The organism is Nocardia sp. NPDC059195 (assembly GCF_042754695.1).
Taxonomy (GTDB): domain Bacteria; phylum Actinomycetota; class Actinomycetes; order Mycobacteriales; family Mycobacteriaceae; genus Nocardia.
This window is the reverse complement of sequence record NZ_JBHZBG010000003.1, coordinates 374009-390110: the sequence shown is the minus strand read 5'-3', so window position 1 is coordinate 390110 and position 16102 is coordinate 374009. Positions and strand designations below refer to the sequence as shown.

Below are 16102 nucleotides of genomic sequence, written 5' to 3'. Positions count from 1 at the left end.
GCCGAAGACACATCAAACCCTGGAGGAATGACTCGATGAGTATCACCAACACCGCCATCGTCACCGGTGCTGCCCGCGGAATCGGTGCCGGCGTGGCCCGCCGACTGGCCGCGGACGGATTCGCCGTGGCCGTCATCGATCTCGACGAGGCCGCGGGCAAGCCGGTGGTCGCCGAGATCGAGGCCGCCGGTGGACGTGCGATCGCGGTCGGCGCCGACGTCGCCGACGAGGCCGCCGTGCAAGCCGCTGTCGAGCGGGTCACCGCCGAGCTCGGCGCACCCACCGTGCTGGTCAACAACGCCGGTGTCCTGCGCGACAACCTGCTGTTCCGGATGACCGCCGACGACTGGGACACGGTGATGAACGTGCACCTGCGCGGGTCGTTCCTGATGACCCGGGCGGTCCAGAAGCACATGACCGCGGCCGGTTTCGGACGCATCGTCAACCTGTCGAGCACCTCGGCGCTCGGCAACCGTGGACAGGCCAACTACGCGGCGGCCAAGGCCGGGCTGCAGGGGTTCACCAAGACCCTCGCCTTCGAGCTCGGCAAGTTCGGCATCACCGCCAATGCGGTCGCGCCCGGTTTCATCGAGACCGAGATGACCGCGGCGACGGCGGCGCGCATGGGAATCTCGTTCGAGGACCTCAAGGCCGGGGCCGCTGCGGAAATCCCCGTTGCTCGTACCGGCGTGCCCGACGATATCGCGCACGCGGTGTCGTTCTTCGTCAGCGAGGGCGCCGGTTTCGTCTCCGGCCAGGTGCTCTACGTGGCGGGCGGGCCGAAGGCATGAGGACCTTCCACGGCATCGCCGAGCTCGAAGCCGCTGTCGGCACGCACCTGGGCTACTCGGACTGGCACACCGTCGCCCAGGAGCAGATCGATACCTTCGCGGATGCCACCGGTGATCACCAGTGGATCCATGTCGATCCGGCGAAGGCCGCACAGGGCCCCTTCGGCAGCACCATCGCGCACGGCTATCTGACGCTGTCGCTGGTCCCGGACCTCGTCGGGCAGATCTATCGGGTCGATGGCGTCAGCATAGGTGTCAACTACGGCGCCAACAGGCTTCGGTTCCCGGCCCCGGTGCCGGTCGACTCGAAGGTTCGCGCCGGTGTCGAGTTGCTCTCGGTCGAGCCGGGCGGTGGCGGACATATGGTCACCGCGAAGGTCACCGTCGAGCGCGAAGGCGGCGACAAGCCGGTGTGTGTGGTCGAGACCGTGTCGCTAGTGGTGGCCTGATGGCGATTCAGACGGAACTTCCCGGTCTCGATCTCGGTCGCTTCTCGTCGTGGTTGCGTACCGAAATCCCCGATGTCGGCTCGCCGATCAGCGGTCGGCTGATCGCAGGTGGGAAGTCCAACCTGACCTATGAGGTCACCGACGGCACTCGGCAATGGATCGTCCGTCGTCCGCCGCTGGGCCACGTGCTGGCCACCGCACACGACATGGCACGCGAGTACCGGGTGATGGCGGCGCTGGCGCCGACCGCCGTCCCGGTGCCCGAGATGTACGCGCTGTGCCATGACGAGGACGTTCTCGGCGCGCCGTTCTATGTGATGGAGCGGGTCGACGGCACGCCGTATCGGGATGCCGCCGAGCTGGTCGCGCTGGGACCCGAACGGACCAGGGCGATCTCGACCGGTCTGATCGACACCCTCGCCGCGCTGCACGCCGTCGACCCGGCGGCGGTCGGGCTGGCGGACTTCGGTCGGCCGTCGGGTTTTCTCGCGCGCCAAGTGAACCGGTGGCGCAAGCAGCTCGACGCATCGCACACGCGCGAGCTGCCCGCGGCCGTCGAGCTCCACGCACGTCTCGCCGCCGACGTTCCGACCGAGTCGGCCGTCGGGATCGTGCACGGCGACTTCCGCCTCGATAACGTGCTGACCGACGCCGACGACCGTCCCGCTGCCGTCATCGACTGGGAGATGGCCACGCTCGGCGACCCACTCACCGACCTGGCGTTGATGATCGTCTACGGCCGCCTGGCATCCGGCACCTCGAGCAACGCGAACGTGGCGGACGCGTCTGTCGCGCCCGGCTTCCTGTCCGAAGCCGAGATCATCGCGCGCTATACGGCACGCAGCGACCGCGACATGTCCCGCTTCGGCTTCTACCTGGGTCTGGCGGCCTTCAAGCTCGCCGCGATTCTCGAGGGCGTGCACTACCGCTACCTGCACGGCCAGACCGTGGGCGCGGGCTTCGACAGCATCGGTGCCGCGGTCGAACCGTTGCTCGAAACCGGCCTCGCCGCACTACATTTCGAGGTCGACGAGAACACGCCGGCCGGCAGTGAGCCGCGCGGTGAACGGGAGGCACGATGACAGTCGACGAACTCGGGCACAAGATCGAGGAGTTCCTCGCCGCCCATGATCCGGCCACCACCGAGCGCCTGGAGTTCCTGCGCGCCCGCTACGACGCGGGCCTGGCCTGGGTGTACTTCCCGCCCGGCCACGGTGGGCTCGGTCTGCCGCATGCCAGGCAGGTCGAGGTGGACCGTGCTTTCGAGGAAGTGGGCGCACCCGACAACAACCCCGCTGGCAACGGTATCGGGCTCGGCATGGCAGCGCCGACGATCCTGGCCTACGGGACCGACGAGCAGAAGCGACGCTTTCTGCGGCCGCTGTGGACCGGCGAGGAAATCTGGTGCCAGCTCTTCAGCGAGCCGGGCGCCGGTTCGGATCTCGCGAATGTGAGCACCCGCGCGGTGCGCGACGGCGAGAGCTGGGTCGTCGACGGGCAGAAGGTGTGGACCTCGGGGGCGCACCTCGCGCAGTTCGCGATCCTGCTCGCCCGCACCGACACCGGCCTGCCCAAACACCGTGGCATGACATATTTCCTGTGCGATATGACCGATCGCGGGGTGGAGGTCCGGCCGCTGCGTCAGATCACCGGGGAGGCCGAGTTCAACGAAGTCTTCCTCACCGAAGTCCGCATTCCCGACGCCCAGCGTCTCGGCGGCGAAGGTGACGGATGGCGGGTTGCCAACGCGACGCTCAATACCGAGCGGGTCGCGATCGGCGGCAGAGCCAGTGACCGCGAGTCCGGGATCGTCGGTGTGGTCACCGAGACCTGGCGCGCGCATCCCGACCAGCGCACGCCCGAATTGCACGACCGGCTGCTGCGCCTGTGGGTAGACGCCGAGGTCGGGCGACTCACCGGTATGCGGCTGCGGCAGAAGCTGGCTCAGGGCAGGCCGGGTCCGGAAGGCGCGGCGATGAAGCTGACCTTCGCCCGGGTCGCCCAGCAGCTGTCCGGTCTGGAACTGGAGATCCTCGGCGAGGAAGGCTTGCGCTACTCGGACTGGACCATGGTGCGGCCCGACCGGGTCGATTTCAACGCCCGTGACGCGGGCTACCGCTACCTGCGCGCCAAAGGCAATTCGATCGAAGGTGGCACCTCCGAAATTCTGCGCAACATCGTGTCCGAGCGGATTCTCGGCCTGCCACCCGAGCCGCGGACCGACAAGGACCGACCATGGAAGGAGGTCGCCCGATGACCGACCTGGATCTGCTCTACACCGACGTCGAGGACGACCTGCGCAACGTCGTGCGTACTGTGCTCGCCGCGCACTGCGATCCGGTCGCGGTGACGGCCCTCTACGACGGTGACCGGTCGCTGGTCGAAAGCCTGTGGAAGAACATCGCCGTCGACCTCGGTCTGGCCGGGCTGCTGGTCCCCGAGGACCGCGGCGGTGCGGGAGCGTCGGCGCGGGAAGCCGCGGTCGTGCTCGAGGAACTCGGCCGTTTCGCCGCGCCGGTGCCGTTCCTGACCAGTGCGGTCGTGGCGACCACCGTGCTCCTCGACACCGACGGTCCGCTGCTCGGTCAGGTGGCGGCGGGGGAGCGGACCGCGGCCCTCGTGACCCCGTTGTCCATGTCGGCCCACGGGGCGTTCCCCACAGTGTCCCTCGGTCCGGACGGCCTGACCGGCCGCATCACCAGTGTGGCCGGTGCGCTCGAGGCCGATGTTCTGCTGGTTCCGGTCAGCGTTGCCGATGTCATTGCCGTGTATGCCGTTTCGGCCGAGCACGCCGACATCACCCCGGTGATCTCGCTCGACATGACCAGGCAGCTGGCCGACATCACCTTCGATGCCGTCGCGGGCGAGCAGATCGTTTCCGACGGCGAGTCCTCGGTGCGTCGCGCGCTCGAGGCGGGCACCGCCCTGCTGGCCTCGGAGCAATACGGTGTTGCCCGTTGGTGTCTCGATGAGACCGTGGCCTATCTGAAGGAGCGCCGCCAGTTCGGGCGTGTGGTCGGCGGCTTCCAGGCGATCAAGCACCGGCTGGCCGACCTCTATACCGCGGTCGAGTCCGCCAACGCCGCCGCCAGATACGCCGCGGCCGCCCTCGCCGCGGACGACGCCGACACCCTGGTGGCAGCCAGTGTGGCGCAGGCGTTCTGTGGCGATCTCGCGGTACTCGCGGGCGAGGAAGCCGTGCAGCTACACGGCGGTATGGGCATGACCTGGGAGCACCCGGCGCACCTGTACCTCAAGCGTGCCAAAGCCGACCAGATCGCCTTCGGCACAGGTGGCGTTCATCGGTCCCGCCTGGCAGATCTGCTCGATATACCCGGCCCGCGATAAGGCCGTCGCGCGTGCCTATCCGACCTGTGCCATGAGGTCGTGGGCGGCGGCGACCGGGGCGTTGGTGACGTTGCCTGCGTGAGTGTTCAGGCCCAGTGCGAGGCTGGGGTCTTCCGCGCAGGCGCGTTCCCACCCCTTGTCGGCCAGGGCCACCACGTAGGGCAGGGTGGCGTTGGTCAGCGCGTAGGTGGAGGTGTGCGGCACGGAGCCCGGCATGTTCGCCACGCAATAGAACGTCGACGCGTGGACCTGATAGATCGGATCCGCGTGGGTGGTCGGGTGGGTGTCGTCGAAGCAGCCGCCCTGGTCGACCGCGATATCGACCAGCACCGAACCCGGTTTCATCTGCGCGACCAGCTCGTTGCTCACCAGCTTGGGCGCGGCGGCGCCGGGGATCAGGACAGCGCCGATCACCATGTCCGCCGCGCGGACCTGCTCGGCGATCGCCAGCTTCGACGATGCCAACCCGCGCACGCGGTTGTTGTAGCGCCAGAACGACATTCGCAGTTTGTCGAGGTCGGTGTCGAGCAGCGTCACGTGTGCGCCCATGCCCAGGGCGATGTTGGCCGCGTTCTGGCCCGCGACCCCGGCCCCGATGATGACCACCTTGGCCTGGTCGACCCCGCCGACGCCACCGAGCAGTACCCCGCGACCGCCGTAGGGCTTCATCAGCGCGTGCGCGCCCACTTGCGGCGCCAGGCAACCCGCGACTTCCGACATCGGGTACAGCAGCGGCAGTGCGCCGGAGGGCAGTTGCACGGTCTCGTAGGCGATGGCCGTAACCCGTTGCGCCAGTAGCTGTTCGGTCAACGGCCGGTCTGCCGCCAAATGCAGGTAGGTGAACAGGACCAGTCCTTCACGCAAGCGGTGATATTCCTGCGCGACGGGTTCCTTGACCTTCAATACCAGCTCCGACTCGGCCCAGACGGCGTCGGCTTCGGCGAGGATCTGCGCTCCAGCCGCGAGGTATTCGGAGTCGGGAATCGACGATCCCGTACCTGCCCCCGCTTCGATGATCACGTGATGACCGCTCGACACCAGTTCGTGCACACCGATCGGCGTGATCGCTACGCGAAATTCGTTGTTCTTGACTTCTTTGGGGACACCGATGCGCACGGTAGCTGCTCCTTACGGATGATCGAGTTCTGATCCCAGAATCGAGGATCACCACGGCAATCGGCGAGAACACCTGCATGATCAGCGGATATCGGTCTCAGGGCCGAGTATCCTGCGATCATGGCGTCGCGAGAGCAACACCGCCCGCAACACGTGCGGCCGTTCCGAGGGTTGCCGTCGAACCTCGACGACATCGACCGCAGGCTGCTCGCCGAACTCGCCGAAGACGCGCGCGTTCCCAACAATGTCCTGGCGGCGCGGGTCGGCATCGCCGCGTCGACGTGTTCGCTGCGCCTACGCAGGCTCCGCGAACTCGGTGCGATCCGCGGTTTCTACACCGACATCGCCCCGGAGGCATTGGGGTTGCCGCTCCAGGCGATGATCTCGGTGCAGGTGCAACCGGCGGCTCGGGCCCGGATCGGTGAGCTGAGTGCCAAGCTCGCCGCCCTGCCCGGCGTGGTGAATGTGTACTTTCTCGCGGGCACCGTCGACTTCTTGATCCAGGTGTCGGCGGCCTCGCCGGACGCGTTGCGCGAGTTCGTGACTCGGGAACTCAGCGCGACCCGCGAATTCGCCTCGACCGAGACAAGTTTGGTCTTCGAGCACATTCGCAGCCCGCAGCCCACGCTCTGACGGCGGATCGCGCCGAGCCCGCGCCCGGCGTCGGGACGGACTCTCTGCGACGATGGGCCCATGAGCACCACCACCCGACCGGGTGTGATCACCGCGGGCACGCTGGTTCTGTTGTCGTCGCTGTATTTCGCGCAGGGCCTGCCGTTCGGCTTCTTCACTCAGGCACTGCCGGTGGTGCTGCGCGAATCGGGCTATTCGCTGGTGGCGATCAGCGCCTCGGGCGTGCTGTTCCTGCCATGGGCGCTGAAGTTTCTCTGGGCGCCCTATGTCGATCGGTACGGTACCCGGCGCACCTGGCTGTTGGTGCTGCAACTGCTGTCGGCCGCGGTCGCGATGGTGCTGGCCTGCATGGATCTGTCGTCCTCGCTGCGCTGGATGTTCGTCGGCATCGTCGTGGTGAACCTGCTCTCGGCGACCCAGGACGTGGCCACCGACGGTTTGGCGGTGCGCCTGCTCGGTCCGCGTCAGCGTGGGCTGGGCAACGGCATCCAGGTCGGTGCCTATCGCGTCGGGATGATCGTCGGCGGTGGTGCTCTGCTGTGGTTGTACGCGTTGGCCGGCTGGCGGGCTCTGTTCCTCGCCATGGCAGCACTGATCGTGCTCACCACGGTGCCGGTATGGCTGCTGCGCGAGCCGGTCGTTGACCGTCCGCCGCGGGCGAGGCCCACGCAGCTGCTCGGCGCCTGGTGGACCAGATTGCGCCGCCCCGGCATCCTCGCCTTCATCGCGCTGATCGGCGCCTTCAAATTCGGTGACTCGATGGCCGCGGCGCTCACCGGACCCTTCCTGTCCGACGCGGGCCTCGATCTCGGCGAGATCGCCCTGATCAAAGGTGTTCTCTCCTCGGCGGGCGCCCTGGCGGGTGCGGCGCTGGGTGGCTGGCTGGCCTACCGTTTCGGCCGCCGGAAGGCGCTGCTGATCGGCGGTGTCACCCAGACCGCGAGCATCGCGCTGTACTTGTTCGCCGCCCTCGGCCTCGGTGGTTTCGAACTTCTCGTCACCGCCAGTCTGGCCGAGCACGTGTTCGGCGGTGCCGCCACCGTCGCCGTCTTCGCCCTCATGATGGACGCCTCCGAACCCGACCACGCGGGCAGCGACTACACCCTGCTCGCCTGCGCGATCGTCGTCGTCCAAGGCGTGGCGGGGATGGCCGCGGGCGTCGTCGGCGAGCTGGCCGGATACCCCACGCTCTTCGCCACCGGTCTCGTTCTCTCCGGGCTCGGGTGCGCCGCGATGATCCTCGGCCTGTCCCGCGGTCTCGGTCCCGCCGGCCTGTACCAGGCCCTCACGCCGAGGGAAAGTCCGCTTCCCGCCGTCGGCCGCGACGAGCGCGCCGACCGATAGTCCGGCGACGGCCGCGCCGTCCACCCGGAAATCCCGCCCTCCGCATCGGCCCTGATCATGCGCCGAACCCGGTTCGCTGGGCTATCTTGAGTCCGATGTGCTCGCCCGAGATCGTTCGTCTCGCCCATGAGAGTGCGCCACAGCCGAGTCGGCGGGCCGCGCTCGGCCTCGCGGGGCTCACCGCGCTGGCCGCGGTGGCGCCCGCGCCCGCCGTCGCCGCGCCGCGTTCCGGCGTCGTCGACCTCACCCACACGCTGACGCCGCAATTACCGGTGTGGCCGGGCAATCCGCCGATGGTCATGGTCCCGGTGGCCTGGCACGCCTCGGGTGGGTTCGGGCAGTACGCGCTCGGGTACTGGGAGCACACCGGAACCCATATCGACGCGCCCGCCCATCGGATTCCCGGCGCCACCACGACCGAGGCTCTTGTCGTCGACGACCTCGTCGCGCCGCTCGTCGTCATCGATATCAGTGCCAAGGCCGCGGTCGACGCCGACGCGGTGGTGACCGTCGCTGATATCGACAGCTGGCGGTCGCAGCACGGGGACATCCCGGAACGGGCTTTTGTCGCGATGTATTCCGGGTGGGAACGTCGCATCGCCCAACCGTCGACCTTCCTCAATCTCGACGAGCGAGGAATGCCGCACGCGCCGGGTTTCTCCGCCGAAGCCGCGCACTACCTTGTCGCGCAGTGCGGGATCATCGGCGCCGGTGTCGATACGCTGAGCCTGGATTGTGGTGCCGATCCCGAATATGGTGCGCACACAGCCCTTCTCGGTGCGGGGCGCTACGGCGTGGAGATGCTCGCCAACCTCGCCGCGGTACCGCCGACGGGCGCGACAGTCGTCGTCGGCGCACCGAAACACGCAGGCGGTACGGGCGGACCGTGCCGGGTGCTCGCGCTCACCTGACCGGCATCACCAGTCCGGTCGGCCGATCGAAAGCCGGTGCTGGAAAACATTTCTCGGATCCGCGGCCGCCTTGACGCGAAGCAGTCGCCGGTAATTGTCGCCGTAATAGAAGGCATGCCACGGAAGGCCGGAGGTGTTCCACGCGGGATCGGCCAGATCCGGGTCCGGATAGTTGATGTAACTGCCGCCGTAGACCTCGTTCGGCACCGGAACACCGCCGGTGTCGGCATGGACATCGCGATACATCGAGCGCGCCCAGCGCAGATACCGCTCGTCGTCGAAGGGCAATCGCCACGATGCGTGGATCATCATCTTCATGAACGAATCCCGCGCGGGCATCGCCGTCGCGTCGGCGGTGACGGCATTGATCGCGCCGCCGAACGGCAGGAATTCGAGCTGGGATTCGCCGAGGAAGCGGAGATCGGTGAGGTAGCGATAGAAGATGCGGAGTTGTTCGGGGGAGTACGCCTTGCGTAGATAGGCGGCTTTCACTTTGACCCGTGTCGTGTTCACGCCCTTGGCGTAATACACCTGGTCCAGGGTGTCCGGGTAGGACAGCCCGGTGACCGGGGTGAGTATTCCCGGCGGGAACACGCCGTCGCTCACCGTATCGACGAATTCGTCGAAACGGGTTCGCGCGTCGGGTGTTTCGGTATCGAACAGGATCAGCATGTCGGCCGCGCCGGTGCCGGTCGTCCTGATCATCAGCGGCGCGTAGAGACCGGCGAATTCATTACCGGGCGCACTGTGGCGTTCGAAGAACCCGAGGTAGTTCCCGAGTAATCGGACGAACGAATCCTCGGTCGTGATGGGCAGGATCAGTCGCGCGCTCAGCATGCTGCCCGGCGGTTTCGGCAGCGCGTGCGCCGGGTCGGAGCCGTCGGATTCGGGCGAGCGGAGCAGGAACCGGGTCACCACACCGAAATTGCCGCCCCCACCACCGGTATGCGCCCACCACAACTCGTGGTCGGGGCCGTCCTTGGTCGCGACCACGACTTTCGCGGTGCCATCGGCATCGACGGTGACGACTTCCACCCCGGCCAGATGATCGGCGACGAGCCCGTACCGCCGTGACAACGGACCATAGCCACCACCGCAGACATGACCGCCCATCCCGACGCCGAGGCAGATCCCACCCGGCACCGTGACGCCCCAGCGGTGCAGTGCGTGGTAGACGGTGCCGATGTCGGCACCGGCGTCCACCGAGAACGCACGGTGGCGCTCGTCCCAGCGCACCGCGTTCAGCCGGCCGAGGTCGATGATCGACCGCGTCTGCTCGTTGTCGACGAAATTGTCGAAGCAGTGTCCGCCCGAGCGTGCCGCGATCCCCGCGCCCGCACCCACCGCCCTGGCGACCGCGCTGCGCACCTCCTCGGCGCTGGTCGGCACATAGATCTTCGCCGGTTGGGCGACGAATCGCCGGTTGTACCCGCGCGAGACCAGCGACCGGAACTCGCCCGCACCGAGCACCCGCTCCTCAGCGCGCCCCGCGGGCATTCCGAGCGCGGCCACTGTGCCACCGACCGCGGCCGCGGTGATCAACTTTCGACGTGAGAGCGACATCGGATTCCTTCCGCGCCACGTGTTCGAGATGAATCAGCTCGGACACTAGCGGAATCCCCGAGGCGGCGGACGCCCGAAATGCGGCGGGGTCGCAGCGGTTGTGAGTTCGATATCGACCGCTCAGGTCGGCGGATCGGTGGGACGGAGGTAGACGGGGTGCCCGGCGGTGAGGTTGTTGTACAAGATGCTGAGGTCCAGCGCGTCCGTGGTCGGTTTCTTCGGGCGTGCGCTGCGGTCGACCTGGCGGTGTAGGGCTTCCATCTTCTCGTCGAGCTGGGTGGCGACCTCGGCTGCCTGGGCGAGGTCGGTGCGCAGGTTCGGGGGCACCTCGCCGCGGTATTTGTAGTAGATCTTGTGTTCGAGGCTGGCCCAGAAGTCCATCGCGATCGTGCGGATCTGGATCTCGACCGGAATCCGTTCGGTGCGGTCGGAGCGGAACACCGGGATCGACACGATCAGGTGCATGCTCTGGTAGCCGTTCGGCTTGCGGTGGGTGATGTAGTCGCGCTCCTCGAGGACCGTGATGTCTTCCTGACCGGCCAGCATGTCCCTGATCGTGCCGATATCGGAGATGAAGCTGCACACCACCCTGACCCCGGCGATATCGAGCACGTTGTCTCTGATGGCGGCCAGATTCATCGCGTAATTCTTGCGACGGACCTTCTCGAGGACGCTTTCGGGCGACTTGAGCCGCGACCCCACGTGCTCGATCGGGTTGTACTCGTGGGTGTTGTTGAAGTCCTCACGCAAGATGTTGATCTTGGTCGTCACCTCGTCGATCGCGAACTTGTAACCGAGCATGAAGTCGACGAACTGCTCGCGCAGCACCCGCAGGTCGTCGAAGCCGACGCCTTCGCCGTTGCCGAGCGGGCTGTCACCGGTGCTGGGATCGCGCTGCCAAGGTTTCATCGATCTCCATTGTGCCGTTCTTCGGGCGAACACCTCGACCAGTGCGTGCGGCATCACGGTGGCACGTCTCACACGTGCGGTGCCTGACGGCGGGCACCGGCAGCGCGCGGTCCCAGCGCTCGGCCTGCTCAGAGGTCGAGGACGAGGCGTTTTCCCGCGCAGCGCGAGACGCACGCCAGCGTGACCCCTGCGTCGTGTTCGTCGGGGGTCAGCGCGCCGTCGCGATGGTCGGGTATGCCGTCCACGACGCGGACCACGCAGGTGCGGCAGAAGCCCTGGCGACACGAGTAGGGCTGGTCGGGGCGCACCGTCAGCAGTGCGTCGAGCATGGTCTGGTCGGCGGCGACGGGGACGACCTCGCCGGTGCTGGCCAACTCCACCTCGAACGCGGTCCCGTCGACAACAGGCGCGGGGGAGAACCTTTCGGAGTGGAACTCGATGCCCGGCATATTGCGCACGGCGGCGACCAGAGCGGCTGTCATCGGCGTCGGTCCACAGCTATAGATCGCGGTGTCGTGGTCGACACCGTCGAGAAGATCTGTGGCACTCGGTGTTCCGTGCTCGTCGTCGGTCCGGACCACGACGTGTCCGGAGAGTACGGCGAGCTCGTCGAGGAACGGCAGGGTGTCGCGGCTGCGCCCGCAGTAGACCAGACTCCAGGCGATGCCGAGCCGGTCGGCGGCACGGGCCATCGCCAGAATCGGGGTGATGCCGATGCCACCGGCGACGAAATGCAGGCGTTTCGCCGACGAGCCACGTCCGGGCGGCGCGAACGGGAACGCGTTGCGTGGCCCGCGGATCACCACTGCGGTGCCGACCGGGAGCTCGTCATGAACCTCGATCGACCCGCCGCCGCCGTGCGGGATGCGGCGCACCGCGATGCGGTACTCCCCGGTCTCGGCGGGATCGCCGCACAGCGAATATTGGCGTAGGCGGCCGGACGGGAGCTCGATGTCGATATGCGCGCCCGGCGTCCACCGTGGCATCTGAGCACCATCGGGGGCGCGCAGCCCCAGATTGATGACGGCCTGATCCTCGGCCACCAGCAGTCGGTCGGTGACGACCACCGGGAAGCGAGCGTCGTCGGTTCTGGTGAGGATGGGACGGCGGTTGATCAAAGTCGACCAGCGGATGCGCAGGTTGGCCACGGCGTCGATCGCCCTGGTGGTCGGATCCATATCGTGCTTGCCGTAAAGGTCCGGCGGGATCACGGTGGGCGCGGGATATACGGTCACTGTGCCGCCGCCCTGGCCGCAGGTGACTTGGCGAGATAGGCGATCGCCTGTTCGGTCGACCCGACCGACGCCGGATCGTAGCGCGGGTTGAACGTGGATCCGGCACTGATCATCAGCGCCGGAATACCTGGCAGCGCCCCACGCCACATCGCCCCGAAGATCTTCCAGATCAGCCTGGGATAGCCCATGGTGGGCAGTTCGGGATCCTGATTGACCAGGAATTTGGTGCCGCGCACGAGCAAACTGAGCAGGATCGGGATGACGATCAGCATCATCCCCGCACGCCGCAAGTACCCGGCTCCGAAGTAGATCGCGACATCGTGGGCGACACTGCGGTGTTCGACCTCCTCGGCGCCGTGCCAGCGGAACAGGTCGAGCACGCGGGGCTCGGCACCATGAGATTCCAAGTCGGCGTTGAGAATCCAGTCGCCGAGCCAGGCGAAGAAGTGCTCGAGGCTGGCGATGAACGTCAACCGTTCGACCAAGCGGGTCTGCGCCGCTTGCGGGCTGCCCTCGCGCGCGCCGAGTGAGTTGCGGAAGACGTACTCCATCTGGCGGGTATACGGCGCGGTGTCGATGTGGTGGGCGGTGAAAACCTGGTCGAGCACCTTGGCATGGGTTTCGGCATGCATCGACTCCTGGCCGATGAACCCGAGCATGGCCTCGCGCACCTTGGCGTCGCGCACGTAGGGCAGCGCGTCGCGGTAGGTGGCGCAGAACATCCGCTCGCCCTCGGGCAGCAGCAGGTTCAGCGAGTTCACCACGTGCGAGGCGATCGGCTCGCACGGCATCCAGTGCAGTGGTGCCGAGGTCCAGTCGAACTTCACATTGCGAGCCTGCAGGGCGACATCAGGTGCGCGCACGGTCCTGGGCACGCGACGGAACGAGAGTTTCATCGGGTCTCCTGTACGAGAGCGGAGTTGTCGTGGCCGGCGCGCAGGAACCTTCCGGTTCCCCAGTCCGCGCCGATGCCGGGCGTTACTTCGCCGGCGCCGAAGACACGGCGGCCGTTGACGACGGTCGCGACGACAGCGCGGTCGTTGCGGTTGACCATGCGGTCGAGCCCGAACTCGGGCAGTGGAGCCTCATGGAGCTGGTGCACCTCGTCGTCGAGCCCGGCGGGGTCGATCACGACCAGGTCGGCCCGGTCGCCCTGACGCAGGTGACCGGCGTCGATCTGATACCAGTCGGCGAGCTCGCCGGTGAGCCGGTGGACGGCACGTTCGGTGCTCAGGAACGGCTTGCCGGATTCCTGTGCGCGCAACACCCTTTCGAGCAGGCGCAGCGGGAAGTTGTAGAACGACATATTGCGCAGGTGCGCACCCGCGTCGCCGAACCCCATCTGCACGCCGGGGCTGGCGGCGAGCTTGTTCAGGTAGCGGGGGCGATCGTTGGCGATCGTGGTGCGCCAGCGCAGCGCGGAACCGTATTCGACCACCATGTCGAGGTAGGCGTCGACCGGGTGCAGGCCACGGTCCTTGCCGACCTGCCCGATCGACTTGCCGACCACTGATTCATCGGGGCAGGCGATGATCTCGGCGTCGAAGAAATCGCGGTGCCAGATGCGCGGGGTGAACTTGTTGTCGTACTGCTTGCGGAACCAGCGACGGTACGGCTCGCTCTGGAGCAGCTCGTTGCGTTCGACCTGATCCTTCAGATGCAGGGCCGCGGCACCGGCACCGAACTCCTCGAATACCACCAGGTCGATGCCGTCGGCGTAGACGGTGAACGGCACGGGCAGGTGCTGCCACCGGAAGTTGGTGCGGGCGAACCGATTCAGCAGCGGTGCGGCGTAGAGCATGAACCACACCAGCGGCGGGTAAGCCTTGGAGTCGGCCGCCGACAGCAGCGTGGTGCGCAGCTCGGGCCGTCCGATGCCCGCACTGGCGAAGAAGAACTTGGCGATATTGGGATTCAGGCTGACCGTCGGGGCGCTCTGCAGAACCCGGCCCCGTTTGCGCAGCACCTTGTTGAGCGCGCGCACCTCTTTGCCACGGGTATAGGTCGACGGCAGCGACCGCGACCGGTATTCGTCGCCGTCGATCTTGTCGAGTTTGTTCGTCATCGACGACAGCCCGAGGAAGCCCGCGTCGACCGCGGATTCGAGCAGGGTGGTCATCTGCTCGAGCTCGGCAGCGGTGGGTTTGGTGTCGCGGGTGACCGCGCGGCCGAGCCCGAGCACATGCGTGCGCAGGTCGGAGTGGCCGAGGAACGCGGCGACATTGGGGCCAAGCGGCAGCGAGTCCAATGCCTTCGCGTACTCGCCCGGATCCGACCAGGTGCGGTGCTCGTCCAGGGCATCGTGCACCGCATCGCGCGGCACGGCTTCGACGCGGCTGAACAGATCCGCGCAGTCGGCGTTGGACGACAGCACCGTCGACAGCGAGCAGTTGCCGACGACCACCGTGGTGACGCCGTGGCGCAGCGACTCCGACAGCTCCGGCTTGATCAGCATCTCGGCGTCGTAGTGGGTGTGCACATCGACGAAACCGGGCAGTACCCACTTGCCCGCGGCGTCGATCACCTCGGTGTCGGCGCCGATCGGCAGCGCGTCCGCGGATACGGCCGCGACGATGCCGTCGCGGATACCGATCGTGCGCTGCGCGGAGGGGGCTCCGGTGCCGTCGAACCAGCGACCGCCGGTAATGACGATGTCGAAGTCGAGCATTGGCTGGTCTCTCATTCGTCGCTACTTGGGCTGGGCCTGGATGAACGCGTCGGCGTATTCGGCGATCGCGGCGGGGTCGGCGTAGGGCAACCAGTGCCCGCGCGGCAGGTCGTGACGAACGACCTGCTCGGCCCACTGCGCGGTGTCGTCGTAGCCGGCGGGGCGCACGGCGATGTCGCGGGTGTTGACCAGCAACTGCACCGGCACGGTGGTGCGGCGTTCCCGCGGCCCGAACATGCGGGCGATGATGTTGGCCTTGTAGAAGCGCAGCCCCGAGATCATGTCCTTTTTCAGCGTCGGCGCCAGCGAGATCTGATCAGCCGACGTGCCCTCGACCACGCGAAGGAACAACTTCCAGATCTTCTCGGTGCCGACGAGCCGGAAGAACAGGCCAGGCAGGATCGGCAGCATGAAGAAGACGGTGTAGGCCGAGGACAGGCACTGGCTGAGCGTGCCCAAGATCCCGCGCGGGGAGCCCGACAGCACACCACGACGCATCCAGGTGGCCAGGTGGTCCAGGTTCGGGCCCGAGATCGAGGTGAACGACGCGACGTACTGGTCCGCACCGGGCTCGCACACCGCTTCCCAGATCTGGACCGAGCCCCAGTCATGGGCTACGACGTGCACGGGTTCGGTGGGGCTGACGGCCTCCACCACGGCGAAGAAGTCGGTCGCGAGTTTGCTCAGCTGATAGGCCGAGACCTGGGTCGGCGCGCTGGACTCGCCATAACCGCGGGTGTCGTAGGAGATCACCCGATATTTGTCCGACAACAGCGGAACGACGCCGTCCCAGAGGTGGTGGGTGTCGGGCCAACCATGGACGAGGACGACCGGAATGCCGTCCTCGGGGCCGAACTCGTAGACAGCGAGCGAGATGTCGCCGTTGCGCACCCGATGTGTTCTGGATGACGCTGCCACGGGATGGTCGTGACCGGTTTCGCGCGTCATACGGGACTCCTTCCGGCACGGGGCTACGTTGCTCCGTGCACAATCAATAGTACCGTCGGTACCATTTTCTGGTACGCGTGGTACCGGAAATATCTTGAGGATCTGGCTTGAGGATCTGGAAGGCCGCTGTCAACAAGGCCGCTGAGTCCGCCGCGATACGGTGGCCGATCCATCGCCGAACGCCGCT

Annotated in this window: 15 protein-coding genes; 8 read left to right on the top strand and 7 right to left on the bottom strand. The window is 67.2% G+C overall.

Annotated elements, in window-relative coordinates; genetic code table 11:
- Nucleotides 1-35: 35 nt before the first annotated feature.
- From ACFXKN_RS06635 to ACFXKN_RS06615, 5 genes are read left to right on the top strand one after another with little or no spacing between them, the layout of a single operon-like run.
- Nucleotides 36-791 carry an SDR family oxidoreductase gene (locus tag ACFXKN_RS06635; protein ID WP_378950631.1) on the top strand — a complete coding sequence of 252 codons (756 nt, stop codon included), beginning with the start codon at nucleotides 36-38 and terminating at the stop codon, nucleotides 789-791.
- A complete protein-coding gene (locus ACFXKN_RS06630; RefSeq protein WP_379432583.1) occupies nucleotides 788-1240 on the top strand; it encodes a MaoC family dehydratase in 453 nt (150 codons plus the stop codon). Before ACFXKN_RS06635 ends, ACFXKN_RS06630 begins: the two co-directional genes overlap by 4 nt.
- Nucleotides 1240-2322: a phosphotransferase family protein gene (locus ACFXKN_RS06625; protein WP_379432582.1), complete on the top strand. Its 1083-nt coding sequence runs from the start codon at nucleotides 1240-1242 to the stop codon at nucleotides 2320-2322. The genes ACFXKN_RS06630 and ACFXKN_RS06625 overlap by 1 nt, the downstream gene beginning before the upstream one ends.
- A complete protein-coding gene (locus ACFXKN_RS06620) occupies nucleotides 2319-3497 on the top strand; it encodes an acyl-CoA dehydrogenase family protein (protein WP_379432581.1) in 1179 nt (392 codons plus the stop codon). The genes ACFXKN_RS06625 and ACFXKN_RS06620 overlap by 4 nt, the downstream gene beginning before the upstream one ends.
- On the top strand, nucleotides 3494-4588 hold the full coding sequence (locus ACFXKN_RS06615; protein ID WP_379432580.1) for an acyl-CoA dehydrogenase family protein: 1095 nt from the start codon (nucleotides 3494-3496) through the stop codon (nucleotides 4586-4588). The genes ACFXKN_RS06620 and ACFXKN_RS06615 overlap by 4 nt, the downstream gene beginning before the upstream one ends.
- A 15-nt stretch (nucleotides 4589-4603) precedes the next feature.
- Here the strand turns inward: ACFXKN_RS06615 and ald are convergent, their stop codons facing one another.
- Complete coding sequence (gene ald / locus ACFXKN_RS06610; RefSeq protein WP_378950616.1) at nucleotides 4604-5704, bottom strand: alanine dehydrogenase; 1101 nt, start codon at nucleotides 5702-5704, stop codon at nucleotides 4604-4606.
- Nucleotides 5705-5824: 120 nt separating this feature from the next.
- On the opposite strand from ald, the gene ACFXKN_RS06605 reads away from it, so the two are divergent.
- The 3 genes from ACFXKN_RS06605 (at nucleotide 5825) to ACFXKN_RS06595 (ending at nucleotide 8592) form a co-directional block, all read left to right on the top strand.
- Complete coding sequence (locus tag ACFXKN_RS06605) at nucleotides 5825-6337, top strand: Lrp/AsnC family transcriptional regulator (protein WP_378950609.1); 513 nt, start codon at nucleotides 5825-5827, stop codon at nucleotides 6335-6337.
- A 60-nt stretch (nucleotides 6338-6397) separates the two neighbouring features.
- Nucleotides 6398-7681 (top strand): MFS transporter, encoded by a 1284-nt coding sequence (locus ACFXKN_RS06600; protein WP_379432579.1) that lies wholly within the window; start codon nucleotides 6398-6400, stop codon nucleotides 7679-7681.
- A gap of 95 nt (nucleotides 7682-7776) precedes the next feature.
- On the top strand, nucleotides 7777-8592 hold the full coding sequence (locus tag ACFXKN_RS06595) for a cyclase family protein (protein WP_379432578.1): 816 nt from the start codon (nucleotides 7777-7779) through the stop codon (nucleotides 8590-8592).
- Between the two features lie 6 nt (nucleotides 8593-8598).
- On the opposite strand, the gene ACFXKN_RS06590 is transcribed toward ACFXKN_RS06595, so the two are convergent.
- From ACFXKN_RS06590 to ACFXKN_RS06565, 6 genes are all read right to left on the bottom strand, one after another.
- Nucleotides 8599-10155, bottom strand: a complete 1557-nt coding sequence (locus tag ACFXKN_RS06590; protein WP_379432577.1) for an FAD-binding protein — start codon at nucleotides 10153-10155, stop codon at nucleotides 8599-8601.
- A 120-nt stretch (nucleotides 10156-10275) separates the two neighbouring features.
- Complete coding sequence (locus ACFXKN_RS06585; protein ID WP_379432576.1) at nucleotides 10276-11064, bottom strand: GTP pyrophosphokinase family protein; 789 nt, start codon at nucleotides 11062-11064, stop codon at nucleotides 10276-10278.
- Between the two features lie 128 nt (nucleotides 11065-11192).
- Complete coding sequence (locus tag ACFXKN_RS06580; RefSeq protein ID WP_379432649.1) at nucleotides 11193-12242, bottom strand: PDR/VanB family oxidoreductase; 1050 nt, start codon at nucleotides 12240-12242, stop codon at nucleotides 11193-11195.
- Nucleotides 12243-12295: 53 nt separating this feature from the next.
- Nucleotides 12296-13195, bottom strand: coding sequence for a metal-dependent hydrolase (locus tag ACFXKN_RS06575; RefSeq protein WP_379432575.1), 900 nt, complete (start codon nucleotides 13193-13195; stop codon nucleotides 12296-12298).
- Nucleotides 13192-14967 carry an amidohydrolase family protein gene (locus ACFXKN_RS06570; protein ID WP_379432648.1) on the bottom strand — a complete coding sequence of 592 codons (1776 nt, stop codon included), beginning with the start codon at nucleotides 14965-14967 and terminating at the stop codon, nucleotides 13192-13194. Before ACFXKN_RS06570 ends, ACFXKN_RS06575 begins: the two co-directional genes overlap by 4 nt.
- Nucleotides 14968-14988: 21 nt before the next feature.
- Nucleotides 14989-15915, bottom strand: a complete 927-nt coding sequence (locus ACFXKN_RS06565) for an alpha/beta fold hydrolase (protein ID WP_379432574.1) — start codon at nucleotides 15913-15915, stop codon at nucleotides 14989-14991.
- Nucleotides 15916-16102: the final 187 nt, after the last annotated feature.